Genomic DNA, 15,928 nt, shown 5'->3' with positions numbered 1-15,928 from the left:
TTTCCGGGTCGTGTCGAGGAATAGATGATGAATCAGGCTGTCGTCGAACCATCGCAGTCTGCGTGGCAGCAGGCCGCGAAGATCGTTTCAGTCGAAGCGCGCACGGTGCGCGTGCCGCTCGATCGCGTGACTTCTTTCGCGACGCGCGTGGTGGCCGCGCGCGACTACACGCTGGTACGCATCAAAACCGCCGATGGCCAGCAAGGCATCGGCTTCTGCTACGGCGGCCACCGTGCGGGCGCGCTCGTCACGCATGCAGTGCGCGAACTGTTCGGGCCGCTTCTGATCGATCGCTGCGCCGTCGACGTGGAAGGACTGTGGCGCGAGCTTTATCAGGAGTCGCTGCTGCAAGGCCGTGCGGGCAGCGTGATGCGTGCGCTGTCGATCGTCGACGTCGCGCTATGGGACCGCAATGCGCGCGCGGCGGGCTTGCCGCTCGCGCGCTATCTCGGCGGCATGACGGCGCAGCGCGTGCCCGCTTATGCGAGCGGCGGCTATTACGTCGACGGCAAGACGCCGCAGCAGCTTGGCGAAGAACTCGCGAGCTACGTCGAAATGGGTTTTCGCGCGGTGAAAATGAAGGTCGGCCGGCTCGATCCGCGCGCGGAAGAGGCGCGCATCGCGGCCGCGCGCGCGGCGATCGGCGACAGTGTGCTGTTGATGCTCGACGCGAACAACGCGTGGTCCGATGTGCCGACCGCGCTCGAATATATGCGCCGCTACGAGCGTTACGAACCGTACTGGATCGAGGAGCCGTTCAGCCCCGACGATATCGAAAGCCATGCGCAACTCGCGAAGCGCACACCGGTCACGGTCGCAACGGGAGAGATCGAGGCCGGGCGCTGGCGGCATCAGGAACTGCTCGACAAGCGCGCGGCGATGATTCTGCAATCGGACGCGGCCGTGTGCGGCGGCATCAGCGAATGGCGGCGTATCGCGGCGGCCGCGGCCGGCATCGGCGCGACGATGTGTCCGCATTGGTTTCACGATCTGCACGTGCATCTGGTCGCGTCGACAGCGAATGCACGGTATGTCGAATACTTTCCGGACGACCAGGTGCTGAACTTCCGGCGGCTTGTCGATACGCAGCTCGAGTTTGCGGACGGCATGCTGAAGGTGCCGACCACGCCGGGGCTCGGCTTCGATTTCGACGCCGCCGCGCTCGAGCGCTATGCGCTCGACGGGTGGTCGTGATTCGGATTCGCGAGGTGAGGGCACATCAGCCGGACTGATTTCGCCGATGTTTCGCTAGTCGCCGTAGTGCAGGGTCGAGCGTGCAATCACACGGTTCATTCCATGTGGGCAATCGCACATGACGACGTCGCCATCGAGTACGCCTCGCGTATTGCCCATTCCGAACGTCTTGGCCGTCCCGAAAATCGGACCATTTTTGCCGCAGTGCCCGCACGAGGCGAGATCCATATGACGGGTGATGGGTTGCCCGTTGTCCAGCGAGGCCGGGTCGCCGTCGAGCACACAGCCGCCGGTGGTGGTGCGATTGCCTTTTACGGCCATCATTTTCATGATCGGCTCTCCATTTCCGTGTGATGCGACGCCGTCAGTCGCGATCGTGGTCTGCCGTGAGCAGCGTGAGTCGTGTCTGTCCATCGGGCGTGAAGTGCGTGCCGAACCGGACGAGGCCCGCCTGATGCAGATGGCAGCTCATCGTGAAGCTCAGCAGCATGCCTGGCTCGGTATCTTCGACGGCGATGTCGATCGATCTCACGCGCGGTTCGTATTTCAGCAGTGTTGCTTCAATCGTACGCCGGAGCTCGTGCGCGGAAGAGGGCAGGTGGCGATAGATTTCGGACAGGTCGTCGAGTCCATAGTCGGGCAGGTGCGCGAGCCCGTTGCGGCGACTGTTCAGGATGCGCTGGACGTTATCCCGGACCGACAGGAAGGTTTGCGTTGCAGGGTCGAACTCGTCGATGGCGGCACCGTTCGCGAAGTACCCCGTGACCGCTTCGAACAGTCCTGGTCCGCCGCGTGTCATGCCCATACCCCGGTCATCGCATCGAACCCGATCGCCATGCGATCTTCTTCGGAGATCTTCCATGAACAGGCCGGCTGGCCCCGGCGGGGTAAATCATTGCGACTGTCGCGTGTATCGCGACAGTCGGGGACGAGCGTGATTTCCACGCGGCGGTTGGCCGCGCGCCCTGCCTCGGTCTCGTTGGACACCTTCGGCCGGGTATCGCCATACCCCTGGATCGCGAAATGCGATACCGGAAGGCCCGATGCGTCCGCGAGCCAGTCGCGCACGGATGCTGCACGGGCCACCGACAGCGTGAGATTGGCGGCCGGGTTACCCGCCGAATCGGTGTGACCGGCGACGAGCACGCGTTTGTCCGGATGCGCCCTGATCATGTCGAGCGCTGCGACAAGCAGACGGTTCGAACCGGGGTTCAGTGCGGCGCTGCCGGTGCGAAACAAGGAGAGGCTGTCGAGTTCTATCGTCGAGGGCGGCGGTGCCGGTGGCTGATAGCTGGCGATCAGATCGTTCGCGAGCGGCAGGAGCGGAGCGCCGCGGTAGAAACCGAGGCCTATTCGCGGCGGCACACCGGAATTCGCGTAGTGTTCAAGCGCATCGCGGTCGCGTTTGACGGCGTTCAGGGCATCGATGCGCGCGGCATCCCGGGCGGGCGCAATGGCCCTGTAGCGATCCATGTCACCGACCACGCGCTCGACCAGCGTGCGGTTCTGCCAGGCCGAAGCGGCTGCGGCCGCGCAGAAGCATGCCGCGAGCCAGACAAAGGCATGAGCCAGCGCGCGAGGCGTTGCGCGCCGCGCAGGCTGAAGCGCAATGCCGTGGATCAACGGCTCCGGCAGCGGACAACGCGACCGGGCGCCGTTCGTGACGGGCCGAGCGAGGCCGGTCGCGGATGCGGCGAACTGGCCAAAGAGCGAGTCAGGTGCGGGGCGACCTTCGATTGTCGTTACTCCAAAAGCGGCGACCCGCAGTGGAGGGCTGTTGCGCTGCGCGTCGACGAGTGGGGGCAGGACGACATCGCAGGCCCAGCGTGCGAGGCTGTCAAGCTGTGCCGCACGGTGCGCGCGAGGCTCCCGGCTTAGCGGATTCGCCGTGCGGATGTACGCCGCGACGCGCGAAGCCACCAGCGTAACGAGGCTGTCGGTTCGCAGCGGCTCGCCGCTGGAAACGCCAAACCACGGGCACTCGTCAGGCGCGCGCCGGATTTCTTCCGCGTAGACGGCGATGCATACGGGCAGGCGGTAACCGACCGCGCGGCCCGCCTCGCCAATGGCGGAGCGCCAGCGCTTCAGAGTCGCAGCCAGACTCGACTGGCTGAGTGTCCTGTCGGCCAGGATCATACAGGCGACCGCATCCGGCCCCTGTCCGTCGCGCCAGCGTTTGAGTGCGTCGGCAAGGTGCACGAGGCGTGCGGGCTCCTCGCAGCGTATCCAGATCGCGCGGTCCGTGATGCGCAGAAGGTCCGTGCCGAACGCATCGGCGAGCGGTCCGTTTTCTTCGCTCACAGCGATCACCAGCGGCGTATTGCGCTTGATGCCGGAGGGGAGCGAGGCGAGCGCGGTGTCGATGGCGGAAAGAACATGCCGTGTGGCGTCGCGCCGGGCCCGTATGCGCCGCGTCGCGATCGCGATGGCGGCGAGCGCCGCGAATGCCGCCAGGACGGCGACGAAGACGTTCCATCCAGACGACCATGGCGAGCATAGTGCCAGCCAGATCAGTGCAAGGATCGCGACCCAGGCAGTCAGCGTTCGATATGGGTAGCCAGTCACGCTTCGCCCCGTCAATGGGTTATCCGGGCGATCGAGGCCGTGAGCCACTGATCAAGAGCGACATAAATCACACTCGCGCACACGGTTGCGATCACGACCCACGCGAGCGGCGAAAGGTTGCTGAACCGGCGACGGCTGTTACCCGTTCTGACGACAACGGGGCCGGACGTGTCGCTGCTCTCGCCATGGCGACCCAGGCGCTCATCAAGCGTGCGCATGAGCGCCGCGCGTGCATCGCGGCCGTCCAGTGCGAATTTGCCCCTGAACCCGAGGTCGAGCACTGCGGCGAAGATGGCGAGCAACGGCAGTACCGGCTGCGGTTGCGCGAGACGCCGTTCGATACGCGCGATCAGTTCCTCGCCCGCATCGTGACTCTGGAACTCGCTCACCTGCAGGGGCTCGCGTTCCCAGGCATTGCGATCGACGCCCTTCAGGCTGCTGAGCGCGGCTTCGTCGAGCAGCGCACACTGTGCGTAGGCGGCGTCCTCAATGACGTCGCGTGGGTGGCCGGCAGTGGTCAGTTCGGACCTCAGGCGTTCGACCTGTTCGACACATTTCCGGCGGAACGTGTCGAAGGTGGTCGGCATCGCGTCGCCGGCGAGCGCGGTGACGGTCAACGCCGTATCTCGCAAGGCGACCGGGAGCAACGGTAGGGGCACGGTCGGGTTCGCAGCGGCGTACGAGCTCATGTTGGCAGTACCGCATGGAGTTCAAGCGACACGTCCGGAATCGACGCCGGCACATAGAACTGGCATGCGCGCGCGGCGACCATCCGTTTGAAAGCGGCGTGGGTGCTGTCGAGCGCGAAATACTGGTTCTCGATGCGGATCGGGATCGCGGCGGGCAGGCGCGACATCGGCCGCAGTGGAATGCCGGGCAGCGCTGAATTGACGATCTGCTCGACTTCATCGGGCGCGCCGGCCTTGCACAGGCGAGGCAACTGCTCGAGCAACGCGTGCGCCGGCAGCCCCGACTGCACTGACAGGTAGTAGTCGGCGCCGTCGACGAGCCGTTCGTCATGGATCTTTCCGATCCAGACCGAGGCTCTTGCGCGCTCGAGCACGATGGGCACGACGCGCGATGGGATTACCGTGTCGAGCAGCGTGCGGATCAGCGATTCCAGCTCGGCGAACACAGGCTCCGGGGCGCGATGGTCGTACGGCGGAATCGCCTGCAGCGTTTCCGCCGTCGAGAATGTGAGCAGCGATCCGGCGAGGCGCGAGAGCACGCCGTACAGCCGCTCCGGGTGCTGGTCCGGCGCCTGACAGAGGCGCGCGAGATCCGGCCACGTGCTGTTCACGCTATGCAGCAGCCAGAACAGGGACACGTCGGCGACGGCGTAGTCGGCAATCTGGTCGGAGCGCTCGCGACGGCGCACCGCGAGGCTCGCGCTTTTGGCGCTCAGGATTTCGGAAAGGCGATTCATGCGGCCGACCAGTTGGGTGCTGGCAGACAGCAGCAGGCAGGGCGGCACGAATGCCGTGTCGATCTCGAAACGGCCTTGTGCATTCCTCACGAACCGGCCGACCGGACAGGTCACGTAGTCGCCGAGTTCCTCGAAATCGAACAGTAGCGCGAGTGCATGCCGTTCCACGCTGATTTCTTCCTTGCCGTCGCCGAGAATATCGGCGACCTGCAGGTATTCGCGCACGAACCGGCGGGGCCGCGCTGGCTTCTGGTCCTCCCCGATGCAGTTTGCTCCCTGCGCATCGAGGAGCGGCAGGCCCGCCAGCACCACGACGGCCTCCGTCCGGGCGGGCACGTCACCGAGATTTCGTGCTCCGGGTAGCCAGTCTGCGGTTTCGGTGTCGATGAACGTGCCGTCGGGCAGACGCAGATCGAGAGCAGCGAGTTGAATGCGATCGATGGACAGCGCCTGGGTGTCGAATGCGACGCGACTAACCCCCCAGGGTTCGGGACTGGCAATGCGTGCGGTGCGCTCGTCGGCGAACTGGCCCCACAGAGCCTGCTGCTGGAAATGTTGGGGCGTCATGAAAACCCCTTTGGCCCACAGCGGTCTTGTTATCTTCATCGTGACTGGTTTGTGCGCGAAGCGATGCAACAGTCGTCATCGGCTCCGCATGGAATGCGAGCCACGCGATGGCTTGCATTCCATCGGCGCGGCAGAATTGGCTTACGTGCAAAGTGGCGATGGAGGTTCAGGTCTTCGCTTTCGGCATCTGCGAGACGAGCGACAGATTGATGTCCATTCCCTCGACCTGGAAATGCGGCACGATGAACAGCTTGATTCGGAAAAATCCTGGGTTGTCCTCGATATCCTCGACGATCACGTTCGCCTCACGCAGCGGGTGCGACGCCTGGAGGTCATCGCCGGGATCGGTCATCTCGGTGACGAGCGACTTGACCCACGTGTTCAGTTCGAGTTCAAGCAGACGCCGATCCTTGGTCGTGCCGATGTTCTCGCGCTGAATCAGTTTCAGGTAGTGCGCGATGCGCGAGAGCAGGAAGATATATGGCAAACGCGCATTGACCCGGCTGTTCGCGGTGGCTTCCTTCGTCTCATACAATGTGGGCTTCTGCGCCGAGTGGGCGGAGAAGAAGCACGCGAAGTCGTGATTCTTGTAGTACGACAGCGGGATGAAACCGAGGTTGGCGAATTCGAATTCGCGCGTCTCCGGAATCAGTACCTCGCTCGGGATTTTCGCCTGGTTGCCGGTGCCCAGGTCGTACAGGTGGACCGGCAGGTCTTCGACGAGGCCGCCTGCCTGCGGGCCGCGAATCTGCACACACCAGCCGTTTCTGATAAAGCTTTTGACCATGTTCGCCGCAAATGCGAACGAGGCGTTCGCCCACAGGTAGCGCGTATGGTCCGGGCCCTTGACACCTTCCTTGTAATTGAACGCGCGCACCGGTGTCGTCTCCGGGCCGTAAGGCAGACGTGCGAGGAAGCGCGGCAGCGTGAGGCCGATATACCGGGAATCGTCCGACTCGCGAAAACTCTTCCACTTCAGGTATTCGGCACGATCGAAGTAGTTGCCGATATCGCGGATGCTGGCGACTTCTTCCATCGACTCCTTGCCGAAGAACTTCGGCGAAACTGAACCGATGAACGGCATGTGCGCAGCGGCGGACACCTTCGAGAGATTGCGCAGCAGGGCGATGTCCTGCGGGCTGCGGTCGAACTCGTAGTTCGAGATGATCGAGCCGATCGGCTGACCACCGGGCGTGTCGTATTCCTGGATGTACGTGTGCAGGTACAGCCCGCTCTGGATCACCTCGGGCGTATCGTCGAAGTCCTGCCGCAGCGCTTCCTTCGATACGTCGAGCACTTCGATTCTGACGTTCTTGCGGAAGTCGGTTCGATCAACGAGGAACTTCAAGCCACGCCATGCCGACTCGATCTGCTGGAACGTCTCGTTGTGCATGATCATATCGAGCTGCCCGCTGATCTGCTGGTCGAGATGTTCGATATGAAAATCAAGCAGGCTCTTGTCCAGACGATCGACCTGCTGGGACGCGTTCTCGATCATCTTGAGGAACACGCTCATCCCCTGCGCGATGCGTTCGTCCAGCGACGATTCCGACAGCGTGTCTGCGCTCTGGAACGAATCGAACGGTCGGGTCACGGTGACCGGCGTGAGGTTGATTTTTTCGCAGAGCGTCTCATAGACGCTCCTGCCGGGCACATCCAGTACAACCGTATCTGTTGCCGCCGATTCAGTGTGTTGGATTGCGTCTCTAGCCATGATGCATGAATCCTCGTAATCGGAGGTTACTGACTGCAATGCAATGCGGCATTCGGCTCGGATTCGCCGATTTTCTTCAGATCGATGCGCAGTCGCTCGGACAAATCTGGGTTCTTTAGGATATTTTCGAGTTCGCGACGGAATGCCGCGTTATCCAGAAGGTTGTATTTCAGATCACGCAGCAGATTGCGGGCGGCCATTAACGCACGCAATTCAGGGACCTTGCCGGCCACCACGTCTGGCTTGAAATCGTCCATCGACAGGAATTCAAGTTCGACCGGCAGTTCCGAGCCGTTGCCCGCCATGGTGTTCTCCACGGCGATCCTCGCCTTTGGCCGGTATTGCGCAAGCACGGCGTTGAAGTTGTTCCGGTTGATGTCCACCCTGGTACGCTCGGCCAGGCTGCGCGTATCGCGACCGTTGCCGTAGTCGCCCATCACCAGCAGCCTGAGTGGTAGTTCGACCTTCTGCTGGGCGCCGCCGGTGTGCAGGTCCAGCTTCAGATTTATACGTGCCTTCGGCACCTCATTCTGAAAACTCGCGCTCATCCCGAATCCTTTTTCTTTGATTTGACATTTGTAACGATTTTTATATGGCGATCAATTGAATCAGGATCGATCTGATGCAGATAAATAGCACGGAACGACGGATTTCCGGAATAGGGGAGATGTAAAGGTTTGTCAAAGTTAAACGGTTGTTAAAAATTTATCCAAATAAAGCGCTATGCGGCTTCACAGCGTTGTGAAAAGCGTTTACCTTTTCCGCCCGAATGACCGCTTTAAGCAGAATGATTGGTCGATGAAGTGAATTAAGGCAGCGCAACGAATGGGAAAGAGCAATGGCCGACCTGATTGATGCCTTGAACGAAGTCCCCTTGGACAATGACCGCGCGACACGTGCGAAGGATCTCAAGGCGCTCGCCGGCAGGCAGTCGTATTTCCTCGACGTGCCTGGCACCGCGAATGCGAAGCATCTGTCGGTCGTCTCGTTCAACGCTGTCGAGCGCATGGGCGAGCCGTACCGGATCACGATCGGGCTCACGCATCCCGACAGGCTTTCCCGTTCGGACTATCTCGGGCGCGACGCCACCTTTACGATCGCGCCAGCCGATGGCAGCGAGCCACGGGTGTTTTCGGGGTGCGTCACGCGCTTCTCGAAAACGAAGACGACGCAGGACTTCAGCAGCTACCGGTTCGTCGTCGAGGCGCATATCGCACGTCTGAACGTCACTCGTACGAGCCGCATCTACCAGCATCAGACTGCGCCGCAGATCATCGAGTCGATCCTGCGCCGTCGAGGGTTCAAGGGCCACCAGTTCGTGTTCAAACTGCGCCGGCAGTATCCCCGGCACAAGTTCCGCTTCCAGTACCAGATCGCGGACTGGCCGTACATTCACGTCCTGATGGAGCAGGAAGGGATCTACTGCTACATCGTGCCGGGCGAGCATGGCGACATCGTCGTGTTTGGCGACGATATCGACCACTACGTCTACCAGCCGGAACTGAAGGTGCGCTATCGCGAGATCTCGGGAATGGAGTCCGGCGTCGAAGCCGTGTTTGCGTTGCAGACGCATGTGCAGAGCGTACCGGAATCGTTTCTGGTTGCCGACTACAACCCCGACCAGGCCTGGGAGCGCTTCAGGGCTGAAGCGAACGTCGCCAGCAAGGACACGACGACCTACGGCCAGCCCTATATCTACGGCACCCATCACCTCGATCGGGACGGCGCGAAATGGGAGGCGCAACTGCGCCATGAGGCTGCGATTGCCTGGCAGGTCGTGTACGAAGGCGAGAGCAACGCGCTTGGGCTGCGCCCCGGGCGAATCCTGCAGATGGACGAGAGCTTGCCCGACGCGCCGGGCGGGCAGGTCGTGATCGAGGTCGTGCATAGCGGTGCGCGCGACGAGGCTTACCGCAATACGTACAAGGCAATTCCGTCTGACCGGCGCTTCCGCCTGAAGCTCGAGGATGACGGGTGGCCGAAGATCAGCGGCACGTTGAGCGCACGGGTCACGTCGCCAGGCCAGTACAAATACGCGTACCTGACACAGGATGGCCACTACACGGTCCGCTTCGACTGCGATTTTGACGAATGGAATCCGGGCGGCGAGAGCGTGCCGTTGCGGCTGGCGAAGCCCTTCGCCGGTAAATTGCAGACGGGCTTTCACTTCCCGGCGCTGGACGGAGACGAAGCGGTGCTTGAATTCCGGGACGGCGATCCGAACAAGCCTTATATCTCGCAATTCCATCACAACAGCCAGCAGTCCGACCTGATCACGAATCAGCAGCGATGGCTTTCGCGCAACGTGATCCGCACGCAGAGCAACAACAAACTGCGCTTCGAGGACTGGCAGGGCGAGGAAGGCATCAAGCTATCAACCGAGCATTCGGGCAAGAGCCAGCTGAATCTCGGTTATCTGGTGGACGGCAGGAAGCAGAAGCGTGGCGAGGGTGTCGAGCTTCGTACGTCGGGGTACGGTGCGATCCGCGCCGGTGGGGGGCAGCTCATCACCGCTTACGACCGCCCGGCCGCAAACGGCAAGCAGCTCGACATGCAGGAGACGATCGCGCAGCTTGAACGCGCGCTGGAGATTGCGAAGGCGTTAGCGGCGTCGGCAAAGACGGCGAAGGCTATCCCTGCGGATACCGATGCACAGAAGCAGATGAACGACGAACTGGACGGGCTGAAGCGGCCCGGCATTCTGGCGAGCGCGCCGGCATCGATCGGTGTCGTAGCGGGGTCGGGCGTGCAGGTAGCGGCGCAGGGCACCATTTCGGCGGTGGCGGGCAAGAATCTCGACGTGAGCGCGGCGAAGTGCTTCACGCTGGCGGTGGGTGAACTGGTGTCGGTATTCGCGCAGAAGTTCGGCATCCGAGCTTTCGCGGCGAAGGGGCCAGTGCAGATTCAGGCACAGAGCGATGCGATGTCGCTGCTGGCCGAAAAAGACGTCACGCTGGCGAGCGCAAACGGTACGGTACGCGTCAGCGCGAAGAAGGAACTCATCCTGGAATGCGGCGGCGCATTCGTCCAGTTGAAGGACGGCAACATCACGCTCGGCGGCCCTGGCGATCTGTTCCTCAAGATCAGTACGATCCAGAAGCAGGGTCCCGCGTCTCTCGACACGATCGCGTCGCTACCCGAACCGGGAGATTTCTGCCTTGCCTGTTTCCTGCGGGCCGCGCGTACCGGTGGCGCGGCGGTAAGCGTATGAACATGTTGACCCGCTCCGAAGAATGCTTCTTTCTGTTTGATGGCGCACTGTTGCACGGTACACCGCAACACGCCTGGTTGCTGGAACAGCCGTGGACCGTCTGTCTGTATGACGACCTGGGCGAGCAGGCCAGGCTGGTTGGGCCCCTGTTGCTGCCCGCTTCCGTGGACGGAGGAGAGCTGGCGCGGGCGCTGGCGACCGCCGGTAGTTCGCAACGGTTTGCGTGCAGCCGGTTGACCTGCTGCCAGTCGCCGGAAGCGCTCGAGCGACATCTACGCGATCTGCGTTATCTGCAGGCGGGCGAGGCCCAGCGCTACTACTTCCGGTATGGCGATGGCCGCGCGCTGGCAGCTGTCTGGTCCACGCTGACGCCAGAGCAGCAGCTTGCCGCGATGGGTCCGATCTCGTCGTGGGAGTACGTCGATCATGGGGAAGCGCTGACCGCGATCACGGCAACCGCGATATCGCCAGATCGGGCCGTGGCAGGACTGCCGTTGCGCCTTGCACCCGCGCAATGGCATCAGGTGCTGGAGAGCGGACGCATCGGCGAGCTTTTCGAGAGCACCGGGCAACTGCTGTCGCCAGATGTGGAAGATCACTCGCCTGCGCAACGCCATGAGTGGACAAGGCAGACATGGCATTGGCTACGCAGCCTGAAACTCGAGCCGGGGCCGTTGTACGCAGCCGTGAACCTTGCCATGTGGCAGACGGCGGGGGCAATCAAGGGTGTTCCGGCATTCGAAGCCGCACTGAGCGAGGCCAGGAACGACGGCGACCTCGCCCGTATTCTCGCCTGGGGCACGACGGGCGGAAATGAAGGATCAACGGGCAAGCCCGGTGAACGCGAGGGGCGGGGCGCATGAAACACCAGAACGTGTTTCGCTTCTATGCAGGACTGCTGCTGGTGTTGTGCATCGGTATTGCCGCATGCCGCCAACACAACCCCGCCGAAGACGGAATGCCCGTCACTTTGACAGGCATCGATCACCTTGCCGATCACCTGAGTGTGCAGGAGTTTTCGGTGGACGGCACGAGCGGTGCCCAGGCGGGCAAGGGCGGTCGCACCGTGTGCTGCGTGATGCTGCCGTACAAATGGCATCCGGATACGAAAGTGACGGTGCGCTGGAACGTCACGAACTGGCGTGACTGCAAGGGCGACGAATACGAAGCCGTGGTGCCGGTGGAAAAGTACGATGAGCCTGACCACATGTGGGTGCATTTTCTGGCTGACGGCAAGGTGCGGGTGGTGTCATCCGCTTACGGTGCAGAGAAAGCCAACGCGCCAGGCTCGAGGCACCCGGTGAAAGATCCGATTCCGAAGAAGAATCCGTGGGACGTCTACGACCTGGATACCTGCAAGCGCTACGACGAGGAATCCCCGCGCAAGGACCAGCGATGACATCGAGACCCGAACAGAAAATTCCCGTCGCGATCGATCCGCTTGGTCCAACGCCAGTCACGCTGTCGAACGGCGCGCAGGACGCGCACGGGGAGGATCGCGTATGAAACACCAGAACCTGTTTCGCCTGTGTACAGGACTGCTGCTGGTGCTGTGCATGGGTATTGCCGCATGCCGGCAACACGACCCTGCCGAAGACGGAATGCCCGTCACTTTGACAGGCATCGATCACCTTGCCGATCACCTGAGTGTGCAGGAGTTTTCGGTCGACGGCACGAGCGGTGCCCAGGCGGGCAAGGGTGGCACCACCGTGTGTTGCGTGATGCTGCCGTACAAATGGCATCCGGATACAAGAGTGACGGTGCGCTGGAACGTCACGAACTGGCGTGACTGCAAGGGCGACGAATACGAGGCCGTGGTGCCGGTGGAAAAGTACGATGAGCCTGACCACATGTGGGTGCATTTTCTGGCTGACGGCAAGGTGCGGGTGGTGTCATCCGCTTACGGTGCGGCGAAAGCCAACGCGCCAGGCTCGAGGCACCCGGTGAAAGATCCGATTCCGAAGAAGCATCCGTGGGACGACTATCCCCCGTTCGTCCACTGCAAGAAAAGTTTTGAGTAGGCCGGGAAAGGAAGGACACCATGACAACACTGCCCGAACAGGAAATTCCCGTCGCGATCCATCCGCTTGGACCTACGCCGGGTATCGTGCCGGTACTGCCCTCGGTGATCCCGCGCACCGAGCATTGCGAAATCGTGGTTCACATCGGCCTGTTCTTCGATGGCACAGGTAACAACAAGGACTGGGACGACGGGGACGCTTGCCACGACGGCAGCGAAACGCAATTGCAACGCCGGAAGGAAAGCAATGTCGCGCGGCTGTTCTTCGCCTATCCCGATGACCCCGATGGGGGCTACTTCCGTATCTACGTTAGCGGCGTGGGCACGCCGTTCAAACCCATTGGCGAAGATGTCCCCGCGACGACCGGTATGGCATTCGGCGGCGGTGGCGATGGGCGGATCAATTTCGGCCTGCTGTCGGTACTCAACTCGATCCATCGCGTTGCGTCGCCCAATGACCTTTTAGCATACGTCGACCCCGTTGTAATGGCCCTCTGCCGCAACGGTATCCGCACCTACAATCCCAGGACCGACACACGGAGCAGCCTGGTCGGCGGCGCAGCGGACGAAACGGCGCTGGGCAAGGTGAGCATGCGTACAACCGGCGGCCTGCTGATGGACGCTCTGACCGGCAACCGTCAACATGCGAAGGCGTTCTACAAGCGCGAGGCGCAACGGATTGCCGCTATGATCAGTTCCCCTGACAAGTCCAGACCGGTCGAGATCTTCATCGATGCATTCGGCTTCTCGCGCGGTGCGGCGGAGGCCAGGGTGTTTTGCAACTGGCTGAACGAACTGTTTGAGGGCGACATGCTGTGCGGCGTGCGGGCGACGATCCGCTTCCTCGGCCTGTTCGACACCGTTGCGTCGGTCGGGCTGCCGAACAACTCCAGCATGACGTATGACCTCACGAACGGCCATGCGGGCTGGGGCAGCGAACAATACCTCCGCATCCCCGGGCGGATAAAGAACTGTGTGCATTTCGTGGCGATGCACGAGAATCGCCCTTCATTTCCGCTGGACCGGGTGCTGGTCAACAACGGCCTTCCCGATAACTGCCACGAATACGCGTTTCCCGGTATGCACTCGGACGTGGGTGGCGGCTACGCGGTGAACGAACAGGGACGGGGTCGCCTGCCCATTTCGTCATCGAAGAACCTGCTCAGCAGCGAGAAGCTGTCGCAGCTTCCGCTGGAATACATGTTCAAGGCCGCGCAGGCGGCCAAAGTGCCTCTGAGAATCGACCTGGCCGTAAAGCAAGCGGGCGGCGGCTACAACCCGTTTCAGGTCGACGATGGTCTGCGCCAGGCCTACGCCCGCTTCCACGCCGCCTGTTCGCCCAGTGCCCGCCAGCCGGCAGACTGGCTGATCGTCTACCTTGCGTGGCGATACCAGGTGCGTGACACCTACACGCAACTCCCATGGGCGAGCCGCGTCCATTCCCTGAGCAAGCGCGATATGGACGATCTGGCCGGGGCCAACCAGACGCTGCTAAGCGATATTGCCGCACTCGACACGGGCCTGCTCGAGCGAGCCGGATCGGCTGCGTATGAGGCCGGCAAGGCGATTGTTCAAACATTCGAGCGCGGTAATCCTCTGCTGGCTGACCTGCATCGGCGTGCGCTTCCCGAATCCACCGTGTCGAAATTGCGGAAGCTCGCGCCGGAAGCGGACGATGTGCTGCGACGCCTGAGAAGTCATCCCACGGTCTCGGAGGCCGAAGCGGATCTGTTCTCCACGTACGCGCATGATTCATACGCGGGTTTCCGGCCATACGATCATCAGTTCCGGCTATGGCTCGTGGGTTGCCGCAAGCTCTTGCCCGGTTCGTGGGAGCCGGAAGGCTATCTGCGCTACCGGCGCTTCTATACGGGCTTCGCTAAGGCGCGCACCTACAAGGTCGTCATCGCCGATACGCAATTGCAGCGCATCGAGATGCAGAATCTGATCGATAGCAAGGGATATGGGATCGGCGATGCATTCAGTGGAAGGGCCCTGTAGCGTCATGGCAATACCCGCCCTGTATCCGGACTTTCTGTGACCCGCCCATGTCCTGGCCCATCCCGACGCTCGCGACGATCGAGCGTCCGCAACCGGTTTCGGCGCGCGTGTGGCTACCCGCTCTCCTTGTCGTGGCGGCTGCGACAGCCGCAGCCGTGTTGACGATGTGGCCGCACGACAGGTCGACCCACACAACGGCGTTCTGGGCGCTACTGATCGGCGCGCCGGTATGCGCGTGCGGCCTGCTATTCGGCTGGAGGCTGAACGCGTGGGAGCAGCAACAGCTGATCGCCGAAGAGAGCGAGCGCGAGAAGCAGCGGCTGGAATCGCTCTGGCGTGACTGGTGCCGCCGTTGTCTTCCGGTGGTTCACGCCGCGGCGTTCCTGCCTCGATCTATCGATGCCGCCTCGCTGCGCGATCGCGATGCAATGTTGCCGGTCAACACCAACCGGGCTACGGGCTTCGACTGGGCAAAGGGCAAGACAGCGGCAGAACGGCGCTCGGCGCTCCTCGCCCGTATCGCCGCAAGATTCGAGGACAGGCTGTCGGCATGTCGAGAATTTACGTTGACGCTGATCCTCGACGAGGCATCGCTCGCCGAAGAGGCAGCGTGGCAGGCAGAAGCCAGGCGAATGTTCGAAAGGACGGTGCCGGGCGTCGAATTCGAGGTCGACATGGCGACGGCCACGGACTGCGCGGAATGGATCGAGCAGTACATCGACGTGGACGAACTGCCGGCCAGGCTGATCGTGGCCGCCCAGCTCTGGTCGGGCGATGGCGGTCAAGCCTTTAGCGAGGGCGCCGCGGCGATCCTGTTCGGGTCGCGCGCCAACGGGTACGGAAGAGAGGGCGCGCCGATCGCGCCTGCCGCAGGCTATGTATTGCGCCCGATGACGACCGGCGACGAGACGCTGAAAGCCGATCTGGCGCAGCTCATGGAGATGCAGTTGACGACAGAAAGGCTGACGCACGTCTGGTTCACCGGCTGTGGCGACGCTTTCGAGGTTGCGACCACGGCGTCGCTCAGTTCGCCCGAAACCCGGATTGTCGAACGCCTGGTAGATAGTTTTATCGGCTTGCCAGGGCCGGTCAGCGGGTGGATTGCGCTTTCCCTCGCACTGGAAGCGGGCGAATCGATTCGAGACTCGCAGCTGATCGCCTGTCGTCAAGCCGGTGCGCAGCCGGCACGACTGTGCGTGGTCGCACCTGGGGAATTCGAGGACAACTGAA

General features: G+C 62.4%; 14 protein-coding genes. 7 read left to right on the top strand and 7 right to left on the bottom strand.

The window, feature by feature from the left end:
- Positions 1-24: 24 nt before the first annotated feature.
- Entirely contained in the window at positions 25-1,194 is a 1,170-nt protein-coding gene (locus BTO02_RS11750; RefSeq protein WP_075157185.1) for a mandelate racemase/muconate lactonizing enzyme family protein, read from the top strand.
- 54 nt (positions 1,195-1,248) lie between these two features.
- Here the strand turns inward: BTO02_RS11750 and BTO02_RS11745 are convergent, their stop codons facing one another.
- The 7 genes from BTO02_RS11745 to tssB all read right to left on the bottom strand — a co-directional run bounded on the left by BTO02_RS11745 (position 1,249) and on the right by tssB (position 8,014).
- Positions 1,249-1,524 carry a PAAR domain-containing protein gene (locus tag BTO02_RS11745; RefSeq protein WP_332262246.1) on the bottom strand — a complete coding sequence of 92 codons (276 nt, stop codon included), beginning with the start codon at positions 1,522-1,524 and terminating at the stop codon, positions 1,249-1,251.
- 34 nt (positions 1,525-1,558) lie between these two features.
- Complete coding sequence (tssE, locus tag BTO02_RS11740) at positions 1,559-1,993, bottom strand: type VI secretion system baseplate subunit TssE (protein ID WP_075158804.1); 435 nt, start codon at positions 1,991-1,993, stop codon at positions 1,559-1,561.
- A complete protein-coding gene (locus BTO02_RS11735) occupies positions 1,990-3,807 on the bottom strand; it encodes an OmpA family protein (RefSeq protein WP_232243341.1) in 1,818 nt (605 codons plus the stop codon). Before BTO02_RS11735 ends, tssE begins: the two co-directional genes overlap by 4 nt.
- Positions 3,771-4,448: a DotU family type IV/VI secretion system protein gene (locus BTO02_RS11730; protein WP_075157183.1), complete on the bottom strand. Its 678-nt coding sequence runs from the start codon at positions 4,446-4,448 to the stop codon at positions 3,771-3,773. The genes BTO02_RS11735 and BTO02_RS11730 overlap by 37 nt, the downstream gene beginning before the upstream one ends.
- Positions 4,445-5,791 carry a type VI secretion system baseplate subunit TssK gene (tssK, locus tag BTO02_RS11725; protein WP_075157182.1) on the bottom strand — a complete coding sequence of 449 codons (1,347 nt, stop codon included), beginning with the start codon at positions 5,789-5,791 and terminating at the stop codon, positions 4,445-4,447. The genes BTO02_RS11730 and tssK overlap by 4 nt, the downstream gene beginning before the upstream one ends.
- Before the next feature lie 127 nt (positions 5,792-5,918).
- Positions 5,919-7,466: a type VI secretion system contractile sheath large subunit gene (gene tssC / locus BTO02_RS11720; RefSeq protein ID WP_075157181.1), complete on the bottom strand. Its 1,548-nt coding sequence runs from the start codon at positions 7,464-7,466 to the stop codon at positions 5,919-5,921.
- Between the two features lie 26 nt (positions 7,467-7,492).
- Complete coding sequence (gene tssB, locus BTO02_RS11715) at positions 7,493-8,014, bottom strand: type VI secretion system contractile sheath small subunit (protein ID WP_075157180.1); 522 nt, start codon at positions 8,012-8,014, stop codon at positions 7,493-7,495.
- Positions 8,015-8,304: 290 nt separating this feature from the next.
- Between tssB and BTO02_RS11710 the strand changes: the two genes are divergently transcribed.
- The 6 genes from BTO02_RS11710 to BTO02_RS11685 all read left to right on the top strand — a co-directional run bounded on the left by BTO02_RS11710 (position 8,305) and on the right by BTO02_RS11685 (position 15,927).
- Positions 8,305-10,677 (top strand): type VI secretion system Vgr family protein, encoded by a 2,373-nt coding sequence (locus tag BTO02_RS11710; RefSeq protein ID WP_075157179.1) that lies wholly within the window; start codon positions 8,305-8,307, stop codon positions 10,675-10,677.
- Positions 10,674-11,540, top strand: coding sequence for a DUF4123 domain-containing protein (locus BTO02_RS11705; protein ID WP_075157178.1), 867 nt, complete (start codon positions 10,674-10,676; stop codon positions 11,538-11,540). The genes BTO02_RS11710 and BTO02_RS11705 overlap by 4 nt, the downstream gene beginning before the upstream one ends.
- Positions 11,537-12,076 (top strand): DUF3304 domain-containing protein, encoded by a 540-nt coding sequence (locus BTO02_RS11700; RefSeq protein WP_083615090.1) that lies wholly within the window; start codon positions 11,537-11,539, stop codon positions 12,074-12,076. The genes BTO02_RS11705 and BTO02_RS11700 overlap by 4 nt, the downstream gene beginning before the upstream one ends.
- A gap of 103 nt (positions 12,077-12,179) precedes the next feature.
- Complete coding sequence (locus tag BTO02_RS11695) at positions 12,180-12,698, top strand: DUF3304 domain-containing protein (protein ID WP_232243339.1); 519 nt, start codon at positions 12,180-12,182, stop codon at positions 12,696-12,698.
- Between the two features lie 20 nt (positions 12,699-12,718).
- Positions 12,719-14,698: a T6SS phospholipase effector Tle1-like catalytic domain-containing protein gene (locus tag BTO02_RS11690; protein WP_075157177.1), complete on the top strand. Its 1,980-nt coding sequence runs from the start codon at positions 12,719-12,721 to the stop codon at positions 14,696-14,698.
- A gap of 155 nt (positions 14,699-14,853) precedes the next feature.
- A complete protein-coding gene (locus tag BTO02_RS11685) occupies positions 14,854-15,927 on the top strand; it encodes a hypothetical protein (protein WP_156883807.1) in 1,074 nt (357 codons plus the stop codon).
- The last annotated feature ends 1 nt before the right edge of the window (position 15,928 follow it).

The sequence above is a fragment of the Paraburkholderia sp. SOS3 genome, from assembly GCF_001922345.1.
GTDB lineage: Bacteria > Pseudomonadota > Gammaproteobacteria > Burkholderiales > Burkholderiaceae > Paraburkholderia.
The sequence above is the reverse complement of the archived record's forward strand: the minus strand, read 5'-3'. Positions and strand labels throughout refer to the sequence as shown.